Genomic DNA, 18,536 nt, shown 5'->3' with positions numbered 1-18,536 from the left:
AATTGGCCGTAACGATGCATTGCTATGGTGCATGATGTCGACTCTGGTGCGCGCAAGGCCTGCTTCTGGTGCGTGGGGGTTCATGCCCGCCTAGACGGTGCGTGGTTTGGCCCCTGGCATAAGTCTTGCGCTGCACTGAGTATCGTCCAGGCTAGCAGGAGGCCGCCGTGTCGATTCATGTCGCGCTGCATCATGTCACCCACTACCGCTACGACCGCGCGGTCAATCTCGGGCCACAGGTCGTGCGCCTGCGCCCGGCACCGCACAGCCGCACGCGCATTCTCTCCTACGCATTGAAAATCGAGCCGGCCGAATACTTCATCAACTGGCAGCAGGACCCGCAGGGTAATTACCTGGCGCGTCTGGTGTTCCCGGAGAAGACTCGCGAGTTCAAGGTCGAGGTGGACCTGGTCGCCGAGATGGCGGTGTTCAACCCGTTCGACTTCTTCCTTGAGCCCTACGCCGAGCGCATTCCTTTCGCCTACACCGAGGGCGAGCAGCGCGAGCTGGCGCCTTATCTGGTCAAGCTGCCGGCCACGCCGCTGTTCACCAAGTACCTGGCCGGTATTTCTCGCAAGCCGCGTCCCAGCATCGATTTTCTGGTCGAGCTGAACCAACGTCTGTCGGCCGACATTCGCTACCTGATTCGCATGGAGCCGGGCGTGCAGACGCCGGAGCAGTCGCTCGAGCTGGCTGCCGGTTCGTGCCGTGATTCGGCCTGGCTGCTGGTGCAACTGCTGCGTCACCTGGGGCTGGCGGCGCGCTTCGTCTCCGGTTACCTGATCCAGCTCACGGCCGACGTGAAAGCTCTCGACGGTCCCTCCGGTACCGACAAGGACTTCACCGATCTGCATGCCTGGTGCGAGGTGTATTTGCCCGGGGCCGGCTGGGTCGGTCTCGATCCCACTTCAGGCCTGTTCGCCGGTGAAGGCCATATCCCGCTGGCCTGCAGCCCGGAGCCATCCTCGGCGGCGCCGATCACCGGTGGTCTGGACGAGTGCGAGGTGGAATTCGAGCACCTGATGAGCGTCGAGCGTGTGTGGGAAGCACCACGCGTCACCAAGCCCTACAGCGAGGCGCAGTGGCAGGCGATCCAGGCGCTGGGCCAGCAGATCGACGATGACCTGCACAAGCACGACGTGCGCCTGACCATGGGCGGCGAGCCGACCTTCGTCGCTCTCGATTATCCCGATGATGACGAGTGGAACACCGCCGCGCTCGGGCCGAACAAGCGCCGCCTGGCGGCTGACCTGTTCTATCGCCTGCGCAACCATTACGCGCCCAAGGCGCTGGTGCATTTCGGTCAGGGCAAGTGGTACCCCGGCGAGCAGTTGCCGCGTTGGTCGCTGAACTGCTTCTGGCGCCGCGATGGTGAACCGCTGTGGCACGACCCCAAGCTGCTGGCTGACGAGAAACGTGGCTATGGCGCGACGGCAGAAACTGCCGAGCGTTTCCTGGGGGCGCTGGCCGCGCATCTGGGGGTGGATGCTGGCAACGTCTTTCCGGCCTATGAGGATTGGTTCTATTACCTGTGGCGCGAGCGAAAGCTGCCGGACAATGTCACTCCGGATGACCCGCGCTTGAGTGATCCGCTGGAGCGCGAGCGCCTGCGCAAGGTGTTCGATCAAGGGCTCGACTCGGTGGTTGGTCACGTGCTGCCGTTGGCGCGCCAGGTGGTGGGCGAGGGCTGGCAGAGTGGGCGCTGGTTCCTGCGTGACGAGCATTGCCGTCTGTTGCCGGGCGACTCGGCGCTGGGCTACCGCCTGCCGCTGGACTCCATGCCCTGGGTCAGTCAGGCCGACTACCCCTACGTCAATCCGGTCGACCCTAGCCAGGCGTTGCCGCCGTTGCCCAGCTCGGCGCAGATCCAGCGTCAGCTGCGCGGTGTCTGGCGCGGTGCCAGTGCCGGCCCGCAGAGCGCGCGCCCGGCCAACGGACAATCGGCTGCCGGCATCGTCCGTACCGCGCTGTGCGCCGAGCCCCGCGACGGCCGCCTGTATCTGTTCATGCCGCCGCTGAGCCATCTCGAAGACTATCTGGAGTTGGTCGCGGCCATCGAGACCGTGGCTGCCGAGCTTAAATGCCCGGTGCTGCTGGAGGGCTACGAGCCGCCGCTGGACCCGCGTCTGCAGTATTTCCGCGTCACCCCCGACCCGGGCGTGATCGAGGTCAACATCCACCCGGCCGCCAGTTGGGATGAGCTGGTCGAGCGCTGCGAATTTCTCTACGAGGCGGCGCGGCAGTCGCGTCTGTCCAGCGAGAAATTCATGATCGACGGACGCCACACCGGCACCGGCGGCGGCAACCACATCGTCCTCGGCGGGGCGACGCCGGGGGATTCGCCCTTCCTGCGCCGTCCCGATCTGCTGCGTAGCCTGATCAGCTATTGGCACAACCACCCGTCGCTGTCCTACCTGTTCAGCGGGCTGTTCATCGGCCCGACATCGCAGGCGCCGCGTGTCGACGAGGCGCGCAATGACGCGCTGTACGAGCTGGAGATTGCCTTCGCGCAGATGCCCGAACCGGGCCGCGACTGCCCGCCGTGGCTGGTCGATCGGCTGTTGCGCAACCTGCTGGTGGACGTCACCGGCAACACTCACCGCGCCGAGTTCTGCATCGACAAGTTGTACTCGCCGGACTCGGCCACTGGCCGCCTGGGCCTGCTCGAACTGCGCGCCTTCGAGATGCCGCCGCATGCGCAGATGAGTCTGGCTCAGCAACTGCTGCTGCGTGCGCTGATCGCGCGCTTCTGGCAGGAGCCCTATCGCCCGGCGAAGCTGGTGCGTTGGGGCACCGAGCTGCACGACCGTTACCTGCTACCGCATTTCATCGAGCAGGACTTCGCCGATGTGTTGCAGGAGCTGGGTGCCTTTGGCTATCGCCTGCGCAGCGAATGGTTCGCCCCGCATCTGGAGTTCCGCTTTCCCAAGGCCGGCGACTTCATGGTCAAGGGAATCGACCTGGAAGTGCGCCAGGCACTGGAGCCCTGGCATGTACTGGGTGAGGAGGGGGCGGTCGGTGGCACCGTACGCTACGTCGACTCGTCCCTGGAGCGGCTACAGGTGAAGGTGAACGGCATGGCCCCGGATCGCTATGTGTTGACCTGCAACGGCGTGCCGGTGCCGCGGCGGCCGACCGGCAAGGTTGGCGAGTTCGTCGGCGGTGGGCGTTTCCGTGCCTGGCAGCCGGCCAGCTGTCTGCAACCGACCAGCGGTGTGCACGCGCCGCTGGTGTTCGACCTGATCGACACCTGGATGCAGCGCTCGCTGGGTGGTTGCCAGTACCATGTCGCGCATCCGGGCGGTCGTAACTACGACAGCCTGCCGGTCAACGCCTACGAGGCCGAGAGCCGGCGCCTGGCGCGCTTCTTCCGTCTGGGCCACAGCCCAGGCAAGCGCCCAGTCTTGCAGCCGATAGATAATAATGAACTGCCGATGACCCTGGATCTGCGTCGCGTCTGACGCAATCCAGCAATGTGTGGGAGGCGCTTTAGCGGCGACGTTCGCGGCTAAAGCCCCTCCCACGGTGCTTCAAGGATTTGCACCGCCTTGCCACTGCCGAGCTTGCCATGCACGACCTGTTAGCCGATTACCCGCCCCCTGCCGGGGCCTACCACGAACTGCTCGACGCCAAGGGCAACGTGCGCCCGCACTGGCGCCGCCTTTACGAGCAACTGGCACGCAGCCGCCCGGAACACCTGGCGCAGCGCGAAGCGATGCTGGCGCGGCAGATTCAGGAAAACGGCGTTACCTACAACGTTTACGCCGACCCGGAAGGCGCCGACCGCCCGTGGGAACTCGACCTGCTGCCCAATCTGATCCCCGCTGACGAGTGGCAGCAGATCGCCGCTGGCGTGGCGCAGCGCGCGACCTTGCTCAACCGCGTGCTGGCCGATCTGTATGGCCCGCAGAAGCTGATCGCTGAAGGCCTGCTGCCGACCGAACTGGTGTTCGGCCACAACAATTTCCTCTGGCCCTGCCAGGGCATGCAGGCGCCGGGCGGCACCTGGCTGCACCTGTACGCAGTGGATCTGGCCCGAGCGCCGGACGGGCGCTGGTGGGTCACCGCCGACCGCACCCAGGCACCCTCTGGTGCCGGTTATGCGCTGGAGAACCGACAGATCGTCTCGCGCGCCTTCCCCGAGCTGTACCGCGACCTGCGCGTGCAGTATCTGGCCGGCTTCTTCCGTACCTTGCAGGACACCCTGGCACGTCAGGCGCCGAGTGGCGGCGAGACGCCGCTGGTGGTATTGCTGACGCCGGGGCGCTTCAACGAGAGCTACTTCGAACACCTGTACCTGGCGCGCCAGCTCGGTTATCCACTGGTCGAAGGCAGCGACCTGACCGTGCGCGACGCCCCCCTCTACCTCAAGACTCTGGCCGGCCTGCGCCGCGTACACGCGGTGCTGCGTCGTCTCGACGACGACTACTGCGACCCGCTGGAGCTGCGTACCGATTCTGCCCTTGGCGTACCTGGCCTGCTCGAGGCCGTGCGCCGTGGCCGCGTGCTGGTGGCCAATGCCCTGGGCAGCGGCGTGCTGGAGTCCCCCGGCCTGCCCGGCTTTTTGCCGGCGATCAGCGAGCACCTGTTGGGCGAGGAACTGCTGCTGCCATCCATCGCCAGCTGGTGGTGCGGCGAGCCGCCGGTGCTGGAGGAGGCCCTTGAGAAACTCGACCAGTTGCTGGTGCGCCCGGCCTTCCCCTCGCAGAGCTTCAATCCGGTGTTCGGCCGTGACCTGGACGAGGCGCAGCGCGCCAAGCTGGCCGAGCGCTTGCAGGCACGTCCCTACGCCTATGTCGCGCAAGCGCGGGCCAAGCTGTCGCAGGCACCAGTGTGGGACGGCAGCGGTTTGCAGCCGCGGGCCATCGGCATGCGCGTGTTCGCCGTGGCCAGCGCCGATGGCTATCGGGTGATGCCGGGTGGCCTGACTCGCGTGGCCGCCGAGGCCGATGCCGAGGTCGTGTCGATGCAGCGCGGCGGGGCAAGCAAGGATACCTGGGTGCTCGGCACGCGGCAGAGTGGCGGCGAGCCCTGGCAGACGCAGCGTACGCTCGGCACCGCCGACCTGGTCCGCAGCGACCCCTTCCTGCCTTCACGCGTGGTGGAGAACCTGTACTGGTTCGGTCGTTACGCCGAGCGCTGCGAGGGCAATGCACGCCTGCTGCGCATCATGCTGGCGCGCTACGTCGATGACGATGACGACCCGCAGGCGCTGCAGAGCGCGCTGGCGCTGGCGCAGGAATTGGGCCTGCTGGCAGATCCCGACGAGGGTGAACTGGCGGAGCGTCTGCTGCAAGCGCTGCTCGGCAGCGACTGGCCGGCCAGTCTGCGTTCCAATCTGCAGCGCTTGCAGTGGGCCGCTGGCAGTGTGCGCGGCAAGCTGTCCCAGGCCAATTGGCAGGCGCTGGTGGAGCTGCAGCGCGAGGCGCAGCTGCTCGAAGGCCAGCCGGCCGACTTCGGCGAGCTGCTGGATTTTCTCAACCGCTTGCTGATGTCGCTGGCGGCGCTGTCGGGCTTTGCTCTCGATGACATGACGCGCGACGACGGCTGGCGCTTCCTCATGCTCGGTCGTTACATCGAGCGCTTGCAGTTTCTTTGCGACAGCTTCGCCGGCTTCCTGCGCAGCGGCTCGGCCACCGACCAGTCGGCGCTGGAATGGCTACTGGAACTGGGCAACAGCAGCATCACCTACCGCACCCGTTACCTGGCCTCGGCGCAGTTGATTCCGGTGCTCGACCTGCTGTTGCTCGATGAGCAGAACCCGCACGCCGTGATCTTCCAGATGCGCACCTTGCTGCGCTCGCTGGAAGGGCTCAACGAGCGTTTCGAGCTGCCGGCCGAGCGCTATCTGGTCTATCTGGAGCAGCAGCTCACCGCCTTCAGCCTGGCCAGCCTGGAAAACCCATTGTTCGGCCCAGGCAGCACCCGGGCGGTGCTCGAAGGTCTGGCCGATTTGCTGGTGGCCATCAGCGAGGCCGCTGGCGCGGTCTCCGATCACCTCGGGCTGCGTTTCTTCGCCCATGTCGATGTCAGTCAGCGGACGCAATCCTCATGAGCAGCGCGTTGTATCAGGTTCTCCACGACACCCATTATCGTTACTCGGCGCCGGTTTCTCTGGCCCAGCAACTGGCGCACCTGTGGCCGCGCGAATGCCCCTGGCAGCGCTGTCATGAACAGGAATTGCGTATCGACCCACAGCCCTGCCAACGTCGTGACGGTCTGGACGTGTTCGGCAACCCCCTGACCCGCCTGGTGTTCGAGCGCCCACATGAGGCGTTGGTCGTCAGCGCTCGGCTGCGCGTCGAAGTGCTGGCGCGGCCAGCGCTGGAGCTGGATGACTCACCAAGCTGGGAGGCTACCAGCGCGGCGCTCAGCTACAGCGGCAAACGGATGGCACCAGCGTTGCTGGAGGCGGCGCGCTACCGCTTCGAATCGCCCTATGTGCGTCTCAAGCAGGTGTTCGCCGACTACGGCGACGATTGCTTCACGCCGGAGCGCCCGCTGCTACAGGCGTGCCAGGCGCTGATGCAGAAGATCTTCGACGAATTCAGCTTCGATGCCGAAGCCACCCAGGTGGCCACGCCGCTGCTGCAAGTGCTGGAAGAGAAACGCGGGGTGTGCCAGGACTTCGCTCACCTGATGCTTGCCTGTCTGCGTTCGCGTGGGCTGGCGGCGCGTTACGTCAGCGGCTACCTGCTAACTCAGCCACCGCCCGGCCAGCCTCGGCTGATCGGTGCGGATGCCTCGCATGCCTGGGTCTCGCTGTATTGCCCGCGTCAGGGCTGGGTGGACTTCGATCCGACCAACAACGTGCGCCCGGCACTGGAGCACATCACCCTGGCTTGGGGGCGGGATTTCTCCGATGTGTCGCCGCTGCGTGGGGTGATCCTGGGGGGCGGCAGCCACGACCCGGAAGTGCAAGTGACCGTGTTGCCGTTGGCGGGATAATGGTGGCAGCAGTTGTGCACGGAATCTGTGGGTAACTCTGTACACAAATTCTGGAACAACCGCTGCAATCCCGCCGTTTCGGGGCTTTCAGGGCATTGTTCAGCTTTTCGCCAACGCGCTGAAATACACCTATGAACGGTGAAAAACTTCAAGTAAACCAGTGGCTTGCCTTGCGTTGTCACGCATCAATAGTGCGCCTGGAGTGGATTCGTTGTTTATCCCCGAAAAACGTGGAGCAAGCTGTGGATAAGCTTGGGGAGAATCCCTCCAGGCAGCGCGGGCCAAGGGCCGCAGAGGTTTGCACACGCTTTGATCTTTTCACTCGGCCTTGGCGGGCCGAAGCGACTGCCAGAGGCGACCGCACAGGCTGACCAGCGGCAGTGCCAGCAAGCCAGCGAGGATGCCGAACAGCGCATTGAGCAGGGTGGGGACGAGCAGCGACACCAGGTGCCCGGCATCGCGCGCCACCCACTCGGCTGCATGGTGTACCGCTGCCTCCACCGGCGGCAGGCCGTGGCTGAGAATGCCACCACCGACCATGAACATCGCGGCTGTGCCAACCACTGACAGCGTCTTCATCAACCAGGGCGCCAGGCGCAGGATGCCGCGACCACAGGCCTGAGCGAAGGCACTGGTGCGCTGGCTTAGATAGAGCCCGGCGTCGTCCAGTTTGACGATGCCGGCGACCAGCCCATAAACCCCGGCGGTCATCACCAGCGCGATGCCGCTGAGCACCAGCACCTGATTGAGAAAACTGGCAGCGGCAACGGTGCCGAGGGTGATGGCGATGATTTCCGCCGAGAGAATGAAGTCGGTGCGCACGGCGCCACGAATCTTCTCGCGCTCGAATGCCACCAGGTCGACCTCGGGGTCGGCGATGGCATCCAGGCGTGCCTGCTTGTCGTCTTCCTCATAGCGGTGCAGCAGCTTGTGCAACAGTTTTTCGGCGCCCTCGTAGCAGAGGAACAGGCCGCCGAGCATCAGCAGCGGCACAACCAGCCAGGGCGCCACGGCGCTGATCAGCAGGGCGGCCGGCACTAGAATCGCTTTGTTCAGCAGCGAACCCTTGGCGACCGCCCAGACCACCGGCAGCTCGCGGTCTGCACGTACGCCTGTGACCTGCTGGGCATTGAGCGCGAGGTCGTCACCGAGCACGCCGGCGGTCTTGCGCGCGGCGATCTTGGTCATGGTGGCGACGTCGTCGAGTACGGTACTGATGTCGTCGATCAGGGCGAGCAGGCTGCTTCCGGCCATGTTGCGGCTTCCGTGGGGAGAGAAGCCGCAGAGCGTAGCATTGTGTTACATGTCTGCGTATAGGCTCAGACGGGCGCGCGATCCACCCACTTCGGTGCTGCGCTGGGGCGCCATTCGCTCAGGGCGTCGAGCAGGTTTTGCGGGCTATCGGCAATTTGCAGCATCTCGCGGTGCTGCGCACGGACGAAACGCTCGGCAACCAGGTGATCGAGGAAGTCGCCGAGCTTGCTGTAGAAGCCATTCACTTCCAGCAGGCCCAGCGGTTTGGCGTGATAGCCCAATTGGCCCCAGGTCCATACCTCGAACAGTTCTTCCAGGGTGCCGAGGCCGCCGGGCAGGGCGATGAAGGCGTCGGCCAGCTCAGCCATGCGCGCCTTGCGTGCGTGCATGCCATCCACCACTTCCAGGCAGGTCAGGCCGCGGTGGCCGATTTCGGCGCGCTCCAGGCTTTGCGGGATGATGCCGATCACTTCGCCACCGGCATTGAGCGCCGCGTCGGCGACCACACCCATCAGGCCGACGGCGCCGCCGCCGTAGATCAGGCGAATGCCACGCTCGGCCAGGTGCTGACCCAGCGCTTCGGCGGCTTCGCGGTAGATAGGGCTGGCGCCGGGGCTGGCTCCACAGAAGACGCAGACGCTACGCAGGGACATGGACGAACTCCTTGGCTGAATGCGCCAAGGGTAACCAGTCGCTACGCAGCCACCAAGTGTCAGTGCCGCGTATCAATGCCGCAGGTAGCGCAGGCGTAGCTGGCGAGCAGTTGCTTGAGCAGGTCGTTGAGGTACATGGCGCGGCTTCCTGACGCAGGGACATGCTGTTCAGGCTAGTCCCGATGCCGGCGCCGCGCCGTTAGATTGTTTCGATGATGGAGATAGCCGCCGTGCGATCAGACCAGTTCCAGCGCACTCATCCCGGCCAGGCCCAGCAGCACCGCGCCGCAGGCTGCATAGGTCAGGCGGTGCCAGAGTAGCGAGGCGGCGCGGCGGAACCAGTCCACCAGGCCGGCGCAGATGAAGCACCAGAGGATCGACGACACCATGAACCCGGCGAAGAACACCGCCAAATGCATGGGTGTCGGCTGGGCGACACCGATGGCAGCCATCGCACCACCCATCGCCGCCCAGTAGACGATGTTCTGCGGGTTGGTCAGCGATAACGCCGCGCCCGCGGCAAAAGCGCCACCGGCAGCGACCTGGCCATCGTCACTGGGTTGTGGTGGGCGATGGGCGTCGCGTAGCGACTGATAGCCAAGCCAGGCCAGATAGAGCGCGCTGGCCAGCGTCAGCGGGTAGCGAATCTGTGCGCTGTCGAGCAGCAGTGCCAGGCCGGTGAGGCCGAGTGCGGCCCAGGTGGCGTCGCCCACCAGCGAGCCGATCTGCACCAGCAGCGCAGGTCTGTAGCCGTCACGCAGGCCGCGGCGCAGGGTTTCGCTGAACACGGCACCCGGAGCGGCGTTGAACACGAAACCAAGCAGCATGGCGGCGAGGAAGAAACTGAACATAAAGCGTCCTTACTAGGCAGGGAAACGAAGGCTACTCGCCTAAGCAGGCAGCATGCCAGGTGGGGAAAATAAAGTTTTCCACGAAGCCTGTGGGAATAACTGTGGATAAGCTGGTGGTGCCTGTCTGTGGGGCTTAAATGGCGCCGTTTTCAGGGTGCTGATGAAGATTTGATCAGTGGCATTTTCCCTTTGTACACAGAGACTTGACATGTTTTCGGGAAGCTGTAGTCGAGCTTTGCGTTTGTCCACGAGAGCTGTGGGTGATGTTGTTGATAACTTCTGTAAGCCTTGTCGTAGCCCTTTGCTGGCGAGCGCTTCAGCGCTTTGGCGTTTTTTTGATCAGGCCGTTGTGGGCGCAGCGAAGGGGGTGGATTACGTGCGTTTGTCCAGTTTTTTTTCTGATGGTCACTCGCAGGGTGAAGAGTATCCCCTGAATCTGTTGATGAGTCTGTGGATAAGCTGGTGATGGCGCACGCTGGCACACGTCGAGTCAGTGTTTGCCCGCGCTGTGCGCTTAGTCTTCGGTCAGCGCACCGAGCTGGGTGGAGCGCCCCAACAACTGCAAGGCGCGATCCGGATAGTCGGTGATCAGGCCATTGACGCCCATCTCCAGCAGCGCGCGCATGCTGGGTTGCTCGTTGATCGTCCACAGATGTACCTGTAGGCCGCGTGCCTGTGCGTTGCGAACCAGCCGCGGTGTGGCCAGGGTCAGGCCGCTGTGCTCGGGGGGTATCTGCAGCACCGGGTAGGAAGGCGACAGCAGGTCGCTCAGTCCCAGCCAGTTGAGCGCCAGTAGCAGGCGCACCGAAACCGGCCCGGCTGCGGTGGCGACCTCCGGGCAGAGCTCCCTGAAGCGCTTGAGGCTGCGCTCATGAAAACTGCCGACAATGACCCGATCGAGTTGGTCGTAAGCCGCCAGCATTTCGCAGAGCACAGCTTCCATACCGACATCGGGAACCTTGATTTCGAGCGCCTTGGGGATCAATGGGAAGCGCTCGAACACCTCTTCCAGTGCGGCAATGCGCGTACCCTGACCACGGTAGGGATAGCTCTGACCGCCATCGGCCGTCCATTTGTAGCCGGCATCGAGCGCTTGCAGTTCGGCGAGGCTGAAGTGCACGACCGGGCCTTGGCCATTGGTGGTGCGTTCCAGGGTGTCATCGTGGATCACCACCAGTTTGGCGTCCTGGCTCAGGTGCAGATCCATCTCCAGCATATCGACGCCGAGAGCGGTGGCGCGTTCGAAGGCGAACAGGGTGTTCTCCGGCCACAGCCCCTTGCCACCGCGATGGGCGATCACCAGAGGGCGCTCGCCGAGGTCTTCGAGCACTGCAGGCGTGCTCGACGGGCGGCTGGTCAGTGTGAGCACCAGCACGACGACGCCGATCAGCAGCAGCGGTACGAGCAGAAATCGGGTGATGCGCAGCATGGGCCGGGTCTCGAAAGCGGTTCGGGACTTTGTGCCCCACTACAGAGGCATTGGCAAGCATTGCGGCTGAAGGGGGAGCGCCCAGAGCAGCATTGGCGGTGGGCGCGTCGGAGTCGGTGCGCATGGCGCACCCTACGGGGGTAGGGTGCGCTGCGCGCACTACGGCAGCCGCTATTGGCTGCGGCTCTTCAGCTAGCCAGCAACCAGACACCGGTCGCTGCCGAGGCTGCACCGGCGATACGCACCAGCGGTGCCGCCGCTTGCGGCAGGAAGCGCACCAGGGCAAAGCCGATGGCGTGCAGCGCCGCGGTGGCGACGATGAAGCCGATGGCGTAACCGAAGGGGCTTGCCAGATCAGGCAGTTCCAGGCCGTGGGCGACGCCGTGGGTCAGGGCGAAGAGCGCGGTCAGGGCAACGGATACCGCCATGGGGAGGCGTGCAGCCACAGCCACCAGCAGGCCGAAGGCCAGACCCGACCCGGCGATGCCGGTCTCCATCAGCGGGATTTCCACACCGGCGAAGCCGAGAAGGCCGCCGACCAGCATGGTGCTAACGAAGGTCACCGGCAGTGCCCAGCGCGCCGCACCACTCTGTTGCGCGGCCCACAGGCCGACGGCGAACATCGCCAGCAGGTGATCCAGGCCGAACACCGGGTGGGCCAGGCCGGCCATGAGCCCGGAATCGCCGTGCCCGGGGTGAGCAAAGGCCAGCGCCGGGGTGCAGAACAGGGCGATGGCGTAGAGGGTTTTGCGCAGATTCATGAGGTTCTCCTTGAGTGGAATCAGGCCGCGGTGAGCATGCCCTGGCGTTCGATGAAGGCGATGATCTCGTCGAGACCCTGGCCGACTTTCTGGTTGCTGAAGACAAAGGGCTTGTCGCCGCGCATCTTCAGCGTGTCGCGCTCCATGACCTCCAGCGAGGCGCCGACCATGGGCGCGAGGTCGACCTTGTTGATCACCAGCAGGTCGGATTTGCAGATACCCGGGCCGCCCTTGCGAGGCAGCTTGTCGCCGGCCGATACGTCGATCACGTACAGAGTCAGGTCGGACAGTTCCGGGCTGAAGGTGGCGGAAAGGTTGTCGCCACCGGATTCGACGATGATCAGGTCCAGGCCGGGGAAGCGGCGGTTGAGTTGTTCGACGGCCTCCAGGTTGATCGAGGCGTCTTCGCGAATGGCGGTATGCGGGCAGCCGCCGGTTTCCACGCCGATGATGCGCTCGGGCTCCAGGGCCTCGTTGCGCACCAGGAACTGGGCGTCTTCCTGGGTATAGATGTCGTTGGTGACCACGGCGATGTTGTAGCGCTCGCGCAGGGCGCGGCACAAGGCCAGGGTCAGAGCGGTCTTGCCGGAACCGACCGGGCCGCCGATGCCGACACGCAGGGGTTGGCTGTTCATGTGCTGTTGTTCCTCGTCAGGAGCGGAAGAGACGTGAGTACTGGCGCTCGTGCGCCATGCTCGCCAGGGCCAGGCCGAAGGCGGCGCTGCCCCAGTGTTCAGGGGAAAGGTTGGCGGCTTGCTGCTGGGCGGCATCGAGCTGCGGTAGCAGGCGGCTGGTCAGGCGTTGGGCGGCCTGCTGACCCAGCGGCAACACCTTCATCAGCACGGCGAGCTGGTTTTCCAGCCAGCCCCACAGCCAGGCAGCGAGGGCGTCGTCCGGGCTGATCTGCCAGGCGCGTGCGGCCAGGGCCCAGGCCAGTGCCAGGCCGGGTTCGTCCTGGGCAGCAAGTGCTTCACGCGCCGCCTCGTCCAGTTCGGGTAGACCTTCGAGCAACTGCCGCAGCGAGTAACCCATCTGCCGGCTCTCCAGAGCCAGCTCGCGTGTCTCGCGGCTGGCGCGGTGCTGCTCGGCCAGTTGCTGCAGGCGCGGCCAGTCGCCCTCGTCTGCGGCGCGGCAGTGAGCCAGTAGCAGCGGCGCTTCGAAGCGGGCGAGGTTGAGCGTCAGTTGATCGGCCAGCCAGCACTCGGCGCTTGCGGCATCGGTGATCAGGCCGCTGTCGATGGCCCATTCCAGGCCTTGCGAGTAGCTGTAGCCGCCAATGGGCAGCTGCGGGCTGGCCAGGCGCAACAATGCCCAGGCTGGTTTCATGGCGTTGCCTTTGCCAGGCTCGATGGGGGCAGCGTCACTTGCGTACCCCGAATTGGTGCAGGCGCGGACCGTAGTTGAATTCTTCATCGCCGTGATGGGAATGGTGATGGCCGCCGCCGTAGGCGCCTTGCTCTGGCTGATAGGGCGCTTCGACGGCTTCGACCGTAGCACCGAGCTGTTCGAGCATGGCCTTGAGCACGTAGTCGTCAGGCAGGCGCAGCCAGCCGTCACCCAGTTGCAGGGCGACATGCCGGTTGCCCAGGTGGTAGGCGGCGCGCATCAGCTCGAAGGGGCTGGCGCAGGTCACGTGCAGCAGCGGCTCGGCCTTGGCCCGTACCTTGACGATGCGCCCGTCCTTGGCCAGCAGGCACTCACCATCGGCCAGCGCCGGTTGGCCGCGCTCAAGGAACAGGCCTACCTCTTCACCGTCAGTGGTGAAACAGCGCAGGCGGCTCTTGCTGCGGGCTTCGAAGGTCAGTTCCAGTTCAGCGTGGCAGGCGCTCTGTGGCGCGATTCGGGAGTGGATCACCAACATGCGTATCTATTCCGGGGCAATGTGCCCGGAAATAGTGCAAGTGGCTTGCCAAGGCTGAAGAGTGGCGCAAGGCGGGGCGTTCAAGCCTGTTGTGGATAACTTGGCGAGGCGGTCAGTTTTGATTTGGTGCGTTTTTGTTAGGGGTGAGCGATTTTGGTGCGCTCTAGTCGGAGGGCTTGCCCAGCCCCAGCCAATGCTTGCCACCGACCATGATGAAGCGCAGCTGCTGAATGACCTTGGCTTCTGCGGTGAGGTGCGCCGGCAGGGTTTCAGCGGGTGGGTCGATCAGTTCGGGCAGGGTGGCGAATACGGTCTTCACCACCAAGTCTGACACCACGTCGCGCGCTGCATCGTCGAGGTGCGGCATACGGTTCATCAGCTTGAGGTCGGCGGCCAGGTCGCTGGTGATGCGTTCGCGCAGGGCCGCAACGGCCTGGCGCACCGGTTGCGAGCCGCCGTACTGCTCGCGGGCGAGGAACAGAAACTGGGCGCGATTGGCGGCCACTTCGGCGAGGAAGATGCGCACCGAGGCGTCGATCATGCCGCGCATCTCGAACTCGTGACGGCGCACCTGACGGATCGCCGCGCGGAAGGTTTCACCGACTTCCGCCACCAGTGCCAGGCCGAGTTCGTCCATGTCGGCGAAATGGCGGTAGAAGCCAGTGGGCACGATGCCGGCGACACGCGTCACCTCACGCAGGCTCAGGCTGCCAAAACCGCGGCCGCTTTCCATCAGCGTGAGGGCGGCAGCCATCAGGGCTTGGCGGGTCTGCTGCTTTTGTTCGGCGCGTGGCGTCATGCGAGATCAGGGTCGTTGAGCGATGCCGCACTCTAACAAATGCGCAGCGCCAGCGTCGAACCGAGCCGGCATCGTTCGGTGAACAACTGTTGACTGAAAATCGTGCTTTCTGTCAGTCTTGTGCACAAGTGTTCACTGGATTTATTGAATGGCTTTATTTTCCCTTTCTGGGGCGCGCTGGGTTGCGGGTTATCTGCGGCCGCTACGTAGGCTTTGTGACGGTGGTTGGCTGCGTGAGGCGGATGTCGATCTATGCCTGCGCCAGTTGCACCCGACGCTGCGCCTCAATCGTGTGTTCGCGCAGGTCGAGTCGCGCCGCTGGGTCGCCGACGACATGCTGGCACTGCAACTGCGCTGCAATGGCAATGCGCGCGACTGGCGAGCCGGGCAGCATGTCCAGCTGTATCTGGAGCAGGACGGCGTGCGTCACGGACGCAGTTACAGCCTGACGTCGGTGGCAGACGACGGGCGCATCGAGATCGCGATCAAACGCCAGCCGGGTGGGCGCCTGTCCAATCTGCTGCTCGATCTGGAGGTGGGTGAGGTGATCGAGCTGGGCCAGGCATTCGGTGAGTTCGCCTGGCCTCAGGAGCAAGGGGCTGTGCTGCTCATGGCAGCAGGCAGCGGCATCACGCCATTGTTCGGCCTGCTGCGTGACGCTCTGGCGCGTGGCTTCACTGCACCGGTGACACTGCTGCATCAGGTGCGCCGTCAGGGGCAACAGGCCTTTGCCGAAGAGCTGCAGGCATTGGCGGCACGTCATGCCAACTTCCAGGTGCACTGGCTTTTCAGTGGCGAGGGTGATCGCCTGTCCGCCGAACGGCTGGCTGCGTTGCCGGGCGATCATCTGCGGGTCTGTGGTCCGCGTGGTTTCGTCGAGCAGGCATGTGGCTGGTGGCATGACGCCGGACGCGGGAGCAGCCTGCAATCGGAAAGCTTCAGTCCGCTTCCGATGCTGGCCGAAACGGCGGCTGGCGAAGTCCGCTTGAGCTTCGCCCGGAGTCGGCAGCGGGTTTCCGGCAGCAGCAATGCAAGTCTGCTGGAGCAGGCCGAAGCTGCCGGGCTGCGTCCAGCTCATGGCTGCCGTCAGGGTATCTGTACCAGTTGTACCTGTTTGCTGCTGGCCGGCACGGTGCGTGATCTGCGCAGCGGTGAACTGTTCGCCGAGCCGGGGCAGCCCGTCCGTCTATGTGTCAGCGCCCCGCATGGGGATGTGGAGATCGACCTGTGAGCAATCGTCCTGATCGTGAGTTGACCCCCGCCGAGCTCGAAGCCTTCGGCCAGGAGCTGGACGCATTGCGCCAGCGCACCCTGGCCGACCTGGGCGAGGCCGATGCGTGCTACATCCGCCGTGTGCGTGGCGTGGTGCGCCTGTGCTGCTGGGCTGGCCGTGCGCTGCTGATGTTTGGCTGGTTTCCACCGACCTGGCTGCTCGGCACGTTCTTGCTGGGGCTGGGCAAGATCCTCGAGAACATGGAACTGGGCCACAACGTGATGCACGGCCAGTACGACTGGATGAACGACCCGGAATTCGCCGGACGTCAGTATGAGTGGGACATCGTCGGCCCCGCGGACTTCTGGCGACATACGCATAACCACGTGCATCACACCTACACCAACGTGCTGGGCATGGATGATGACGTTGGCTACGGCGTGGTGCGGCTGTTCCCGGAGCAGCGTTGGAAGCCTTTCTACCGCTGGCAGCCGCTGTGGGTGACGATCCAGGCGCTGCTGTTCCAGTACGCGGTGGCGATCCAGCACCTGCGGCTGGACAAACTGGTGAAAGGCCGCATCAGCAAGGAGGAGGTGCGTCCGCTGGCACGTCAGTTCAGTGCCAAGCTGGCGCGGCAGTGGGGCAAGGACTATCTGGCGTTTCCGCTGCTGGCCTTGCTGCTCGGTGCCAATGCCATGGCTGTGCTGACGGGCAATCTGGTGGCCAATCTGCTGCGCAATCTATGGACCTTTCTGGTGATCTTCTGCGGCCATTTCACCGAGAAGGCGGCGGTCTTTGCGCCAGAAATATTGCAAGGGGAGACGCGCGGGCACTGGTATCTGCGGCAACTGCGCGGCTCGAGCAACCTGTCCGGTGGGCCGCTGCTGCATATTTTGACCGGCAACCTCAGCCATCAGATCGAGCATCACCTATTCCCGGATCTGCCTGCGCGGCGCTATGCCGAACTGGCGCGTGAGGTGCGCCTGATCGCCGAACGTTATGGCCAGCATTACAACTGCGGCACCTTGTGGGGGCAGTTTGCGACTGTGCTGCGACGTATCTGGATCTACCGCTTGCCCTCTGCAGGGATGGCGTGACTCGCTGCGTGCCGGTGCGCGCTCGCCTATAAATCGCGGGCATGAAAAAGCCCGGCCTGTGCCGGGCTTGGGGTGTTGCGATAGCACTTAGGCAGTGCGTCCACGTTGCTCGATCAGGCGATCAGATCCGCCTTCGGCCAGCTGTACACGCTGTGCGCCAGGAGTACGTTCGTAACCACCTTCGGCCAACTGAACGCGCTGGGCACCAGGGGTACGCTCATATCCGCCTTCTACCAGCTGGATACGCTGGCTGCCGGGAGTACGGTCGTAACCATCTTCGGCCAGTTGAATGCGTTGAGCGCCCGGAGTGCGTTCGGAGCCGTTCTCGGCCAGCGGTGCGACGGGTTGTTGTTGGACCTGGCTGTCCTTGGCTTCACCCACCAGAGGGAAGGGCGCGCTGCTCGGAGCGGCGAATACGCTGGTGGTGATCAGACTAAGGGCCAGAGTGGCGAGGGTCAGTTGAGCTTTCATGTCGATGTCTCCTTAGGGAGTAATAAGTGGCTTCGGAATCAATTCTTAAGGACATGAGCGCAGATAAGAACTTGACTGGCCTGATAGTGAACATCGACCCCCTCAATACTTGATCGAGAGGCTCTATCTCGTGGCTTGTGGCCGGGTGACAAGCGTGGCAGCGAATATTTGGTGAAGCATCGCACTGGATGCCGGGCACGCGTATGCTTGGCGCCCTTTGCGGGTCGTGCTCGATCCGTACTCTTTTGCAGTTCCCTGGAGGCAGGCTCAGTAATGCTCGCGGCACAGGCAATTTTGCCGATCTTCGCTTTGATCGTTCTCGGCTACGTATTGGGTTGGCGTCAGTGGCTCACCAGCGAGTCGGCGGCTGGCCTGGCCAACATCACCTTCAAGCTGTTCATGCCGACGCTGCTATTCGCGGGTATCGCCAAGGCATCGCTGGCCGAAGGGCTGTCGCCGATGTTGCTGTTGGCCTATTACCTGCCGGTACTGCTGGTGTTCGTCGTGGTCAACGTGCTGGCGCACTGGCGGCGTGGTACGGCGACGCCGCTGGGATTGGTGGCGGCGTTCTCCAACAACGTGCTGGTCGGCATTCCGCTGATCGCCAGCCTGATGGGTAACAACGGCCTGCTCTACGTTTTCGCCATCCTGGTGTTTCACAGCCTCACGCTGTTTTCCCTGCACAGTTTCTACACCGCCTTTGGCAGCCAGGAACGCGTCGACGGTCGTGCGCTGCTGAAGAACCTGGCCAACCCGATGATCATCGGCCTGGGACTGGGGGCGCTGCTCAACGTCTCCGCGCTGCCGGTACCGGAGAGCCTGTGGCGGGCGATCACCTGGCTTGGCCAGGCTGCGCTGCCCTGCGCGCTGATCGTGCTCGGCGCCAGCCTGTCACGCTATCGCCTGCGCCCGACCGGCGAGGCCTGGGGCGTGGCATTGGCCAAGCTGGTGCTTTTCCCTGCGCTGGTGTGGTGGCTCAGCGGCCAGCTACCTGGCCTCAACGAGACTGCGCGCAGCGTGTTGGTGCTGCTTGCTGCTTGTCCCAGCGGGGTCAACGTGATGGCTTTTGCCCGCAGTGCGGAGGACAGTCGCAGTGTCAGCGCGGCAATCTCGCTGTCGACGTTGCTGGCTGCGGTTTCACTGCCGTTGTGGATGCTGGTGGTCGGGTTCTGATTGTTCTGTCTGGCGATTCCCTCTTC

16 protein-coding genes are annotated in these 18,536 nt (G+C 64.4%); 6 read left to right on the top strand and 10 right to left on the bottom strand.

Going from position 1 to position 18,536, the window contains the following annotated elements; all coding sequences use genetic code 11:
• Positions 1-167: 167 nt before the first annotated feature.
• From EGJ86_RS00490 to EGJ86_RS00480, 3 genes are all read left to right on the top strand, one after another.
• Positions 168-3,461, top strand: coding sequence for a DUF2126 domain-containing protein (locus tag EGJ86_RS00490; RefSeq protein WP_125833536.1), 3,294 nt, complete (start codon positions 168-170; stop codon positions 3,459-3,461).
• 107 nt (positions 3,462-3,568) lie between these two features.
• On the top strand, positions 3,569-6,055 hold the full coding sequence (locus EGJ86_RS00485) for a circularly permuted type 2 ATP-grasp protein (RefSeq protein ID WP_125833535.1): 2,487 nt from the start codon (positions 3,569-3,571) through the stop codon (positions 6,053-6,055).
• The gene (locus EGJ86_RS00480) at positions 6,052-6,948 is read left to right on the top strand and encodes a transglutaminase family protein (RefSeq protein ID WP_125833534.1); all 897 of its coding nucleotides are present in this window, start codon (positions 6,052-6,054) and stop codon (positions 6,946-6,948) included. The genes EGJ86_RS00485 and EGJ86_RS00480 overlap by 4 nt, the downstream gene beginning before the upstream one ends.
• Before the next feature lie 318 nt (positions 6,949-7,266).
• Here EGJ86_RS00480 and EGJ86_RS00475 read toward each other — a convergent pair whose 3' ends face one another.
• The 9 genes from EGJ86_RS00475 to EGJ86_RS00435 all read right to left on the bottom strand — a co-directional run bounded on the left by EGJ86_RS00475 (position 7,267) and on the right by EGJ86_RS00435 (position 14,556).
• Entirely contained in the window at positions 7,267-8,202 is a 936-nt protein-coding gene (locus EGJ86_RS00475) for a DUF808 domain-containing protein (protein WP_125833533.1), read from the bottom strand.
• Positions 8,203-8,267: 65 nt separating this feature from the next.
• On the bottom strand, positions 8,268-8,855 hold the full coding sequence (locus EGJ86_RS00470) for a TIGR00730 family Rossman fold protein (RefSeq protein WP_041976613.1): 588 nt from the start codon (positions 8,853-8,855) through the stop codon (positions 8,268-8,270).
• Positions 8,856-9,091: 236 nt separating this feature from the next.
• Positions 9,092-9,706, bottom strand: coding sequence for a LysE family transporter (locus tag EGJ86_RS00465; protein ID WP_125833532.1), 615 nt, complete (start codon positions 9,704-9,706; stop codon positions 9,092-9,094).
• Between the two features lie 514 nt (positions 9,707-10,220).
• Positions 10,221-11,135 (bottom strand): glycerophosphodiester phosphodiesterase, encoded by a 915-nt coding sequence (locus tag EGJ86_RS00460; protein ID WP_106732532.1) that lies wholly within the window; start codon positions 11,133-11,135, stop codon positions 10,221-10,223.
• 188 nt (positions 11,136-11,323) lie between these two features.
• Positions 11,324-11,896 carry a HupE/UreJ family protein gene (locus tag EGJ86_RS00455; protein ID WP_125833531.1) on the bottom strand — a complete coding sequence of 191 codons (573 nt, stop codon included), beginning with the start codon at positions 11,894-11,896 and terminating at the stop codon, positions 11,324-11,326.
• A gap of 20 nt (positions 11,897-11,916) precedes the next feature.
• Entirely contained in the window at positions 11,917-12,531 is a 615-nt protein-coding gene (gene ureG / locus EGJ86_RS00450) for an urease accessory protein UreG (protein WP_013713893.1), read from the bottom strand.
• 16 nt (positions 12,532-12,547) lie between these two features.
• Positions 12,548-13,222 (bottom strand): urease accessory protein UreF, encoded by a 675-nt coding sequence (locus EGJ86_RS00445; protein WP_106732534.1) that lies wholly within the window; start codon positions 13,220-13,222, stop codon positions 12,548-12,550.
• A 34-nt stretch (positions 13,223-13,256) separates the two neighbouring features.
• Entirely contained in the window at positions 13,257-13,757 is a 501-nt protein-coding gene (gene ureE, locus EGJ86_RS00440; RefSeq protein ID WP_099522681.1) for an urease accessory protein UreE, read from the bottom strand.
• A gap of 163 nt (positions 13,758-13,920) precedes the next feature.
• A complete protein-coding gene (locus EGJ86_RS00435) occupies positions 13,921-14,556 on the bottom strand; it encodes a TetR family transcriptional regulator (RefSeq protein WP_106732536.1) in 636 nt (211 codons plus the stop codon).
• A gap of 148 nt (positions 14,557-14,704) precedes the next feature.
• Here EGJ86_RS00435 and EGJ86_RS00430 point away from each other — a divergent pair, with 148 nt between their 5' ends.
• Both EGJ86_RS00430 and EGJ86_RS00425 read left to right on the top strand, forming a co-directional pair.
• Positions 14,705-15,787 (top strand): ferredoxin reductase, encoded by a 1,083-nt coding sequence (locus tag EGJ86_RS00430; protein ID WP_125833530.1) that lies wholly within the window; start codon positions 14,705-14,707, stop codon positions 15,785-15,787.
• Entirely contained in the window at positions 15,745-16,866 is a 1,122-nt protein-coding gene (locus EGJ86_RS00425) for a fatty acid desaturase (RefSeq protein ID WP_177432721.1), read from the top strand. Before EGJ86_RS00430 ends, EGJ86_RS00425 begins: the two co-directional genes overlap by 43 nt.
• An 87-nt stretch (positions 16,867-16,953) precedes the next feature.
• Here EGJ86_RS00425 and EGJ86_RS00420 read toward each other — a convergent pair whose 3' ends face one another.
• Positions 16,954-17,337: a hypothetical protein gene (locus EGJ86_RS00420; protein WP_125833528.1), complete on the bottom strand. Its 384-nt coding sequence runs from the start codon at positions 17,335-17,337 to the stop codon at positions 16,954-16,956.
• Between the two features lie 273 nt (positions 17,338-17,610).
• On the opposite strand from EGJ86_RS00420, the gene EGJ86_RS00415 reads away from it, so the two are divergent.
• A complete protein-coding gene (locus EGJ86_RS00415) occupies positions 17,611-18,510 on the top strand; it encodes an AEC family transporter (protein WP_125833527.1) in 900 nt (299 codons plus the stop codon).
• The last annotated feature ends 26 nt before the right edge of the window (positions 18,511-18,536 follow it).

Origin of the sequence: Pseudomonas sp. o96-267 (genome assembly GCF_003935465.1) — a bacterium.
Lineage (GTDB): Bacteria > Pseudomonadota > Gammaproteobacteria > Pseudomonadales > Pseudomonadaceae > Aquipseudomonas > Aquipseudomonas sediminis.
Note: the sequence above shows the minus strand (reverse complement) of the source record. Positions and strands in the feature narration are given on the sequence as shown.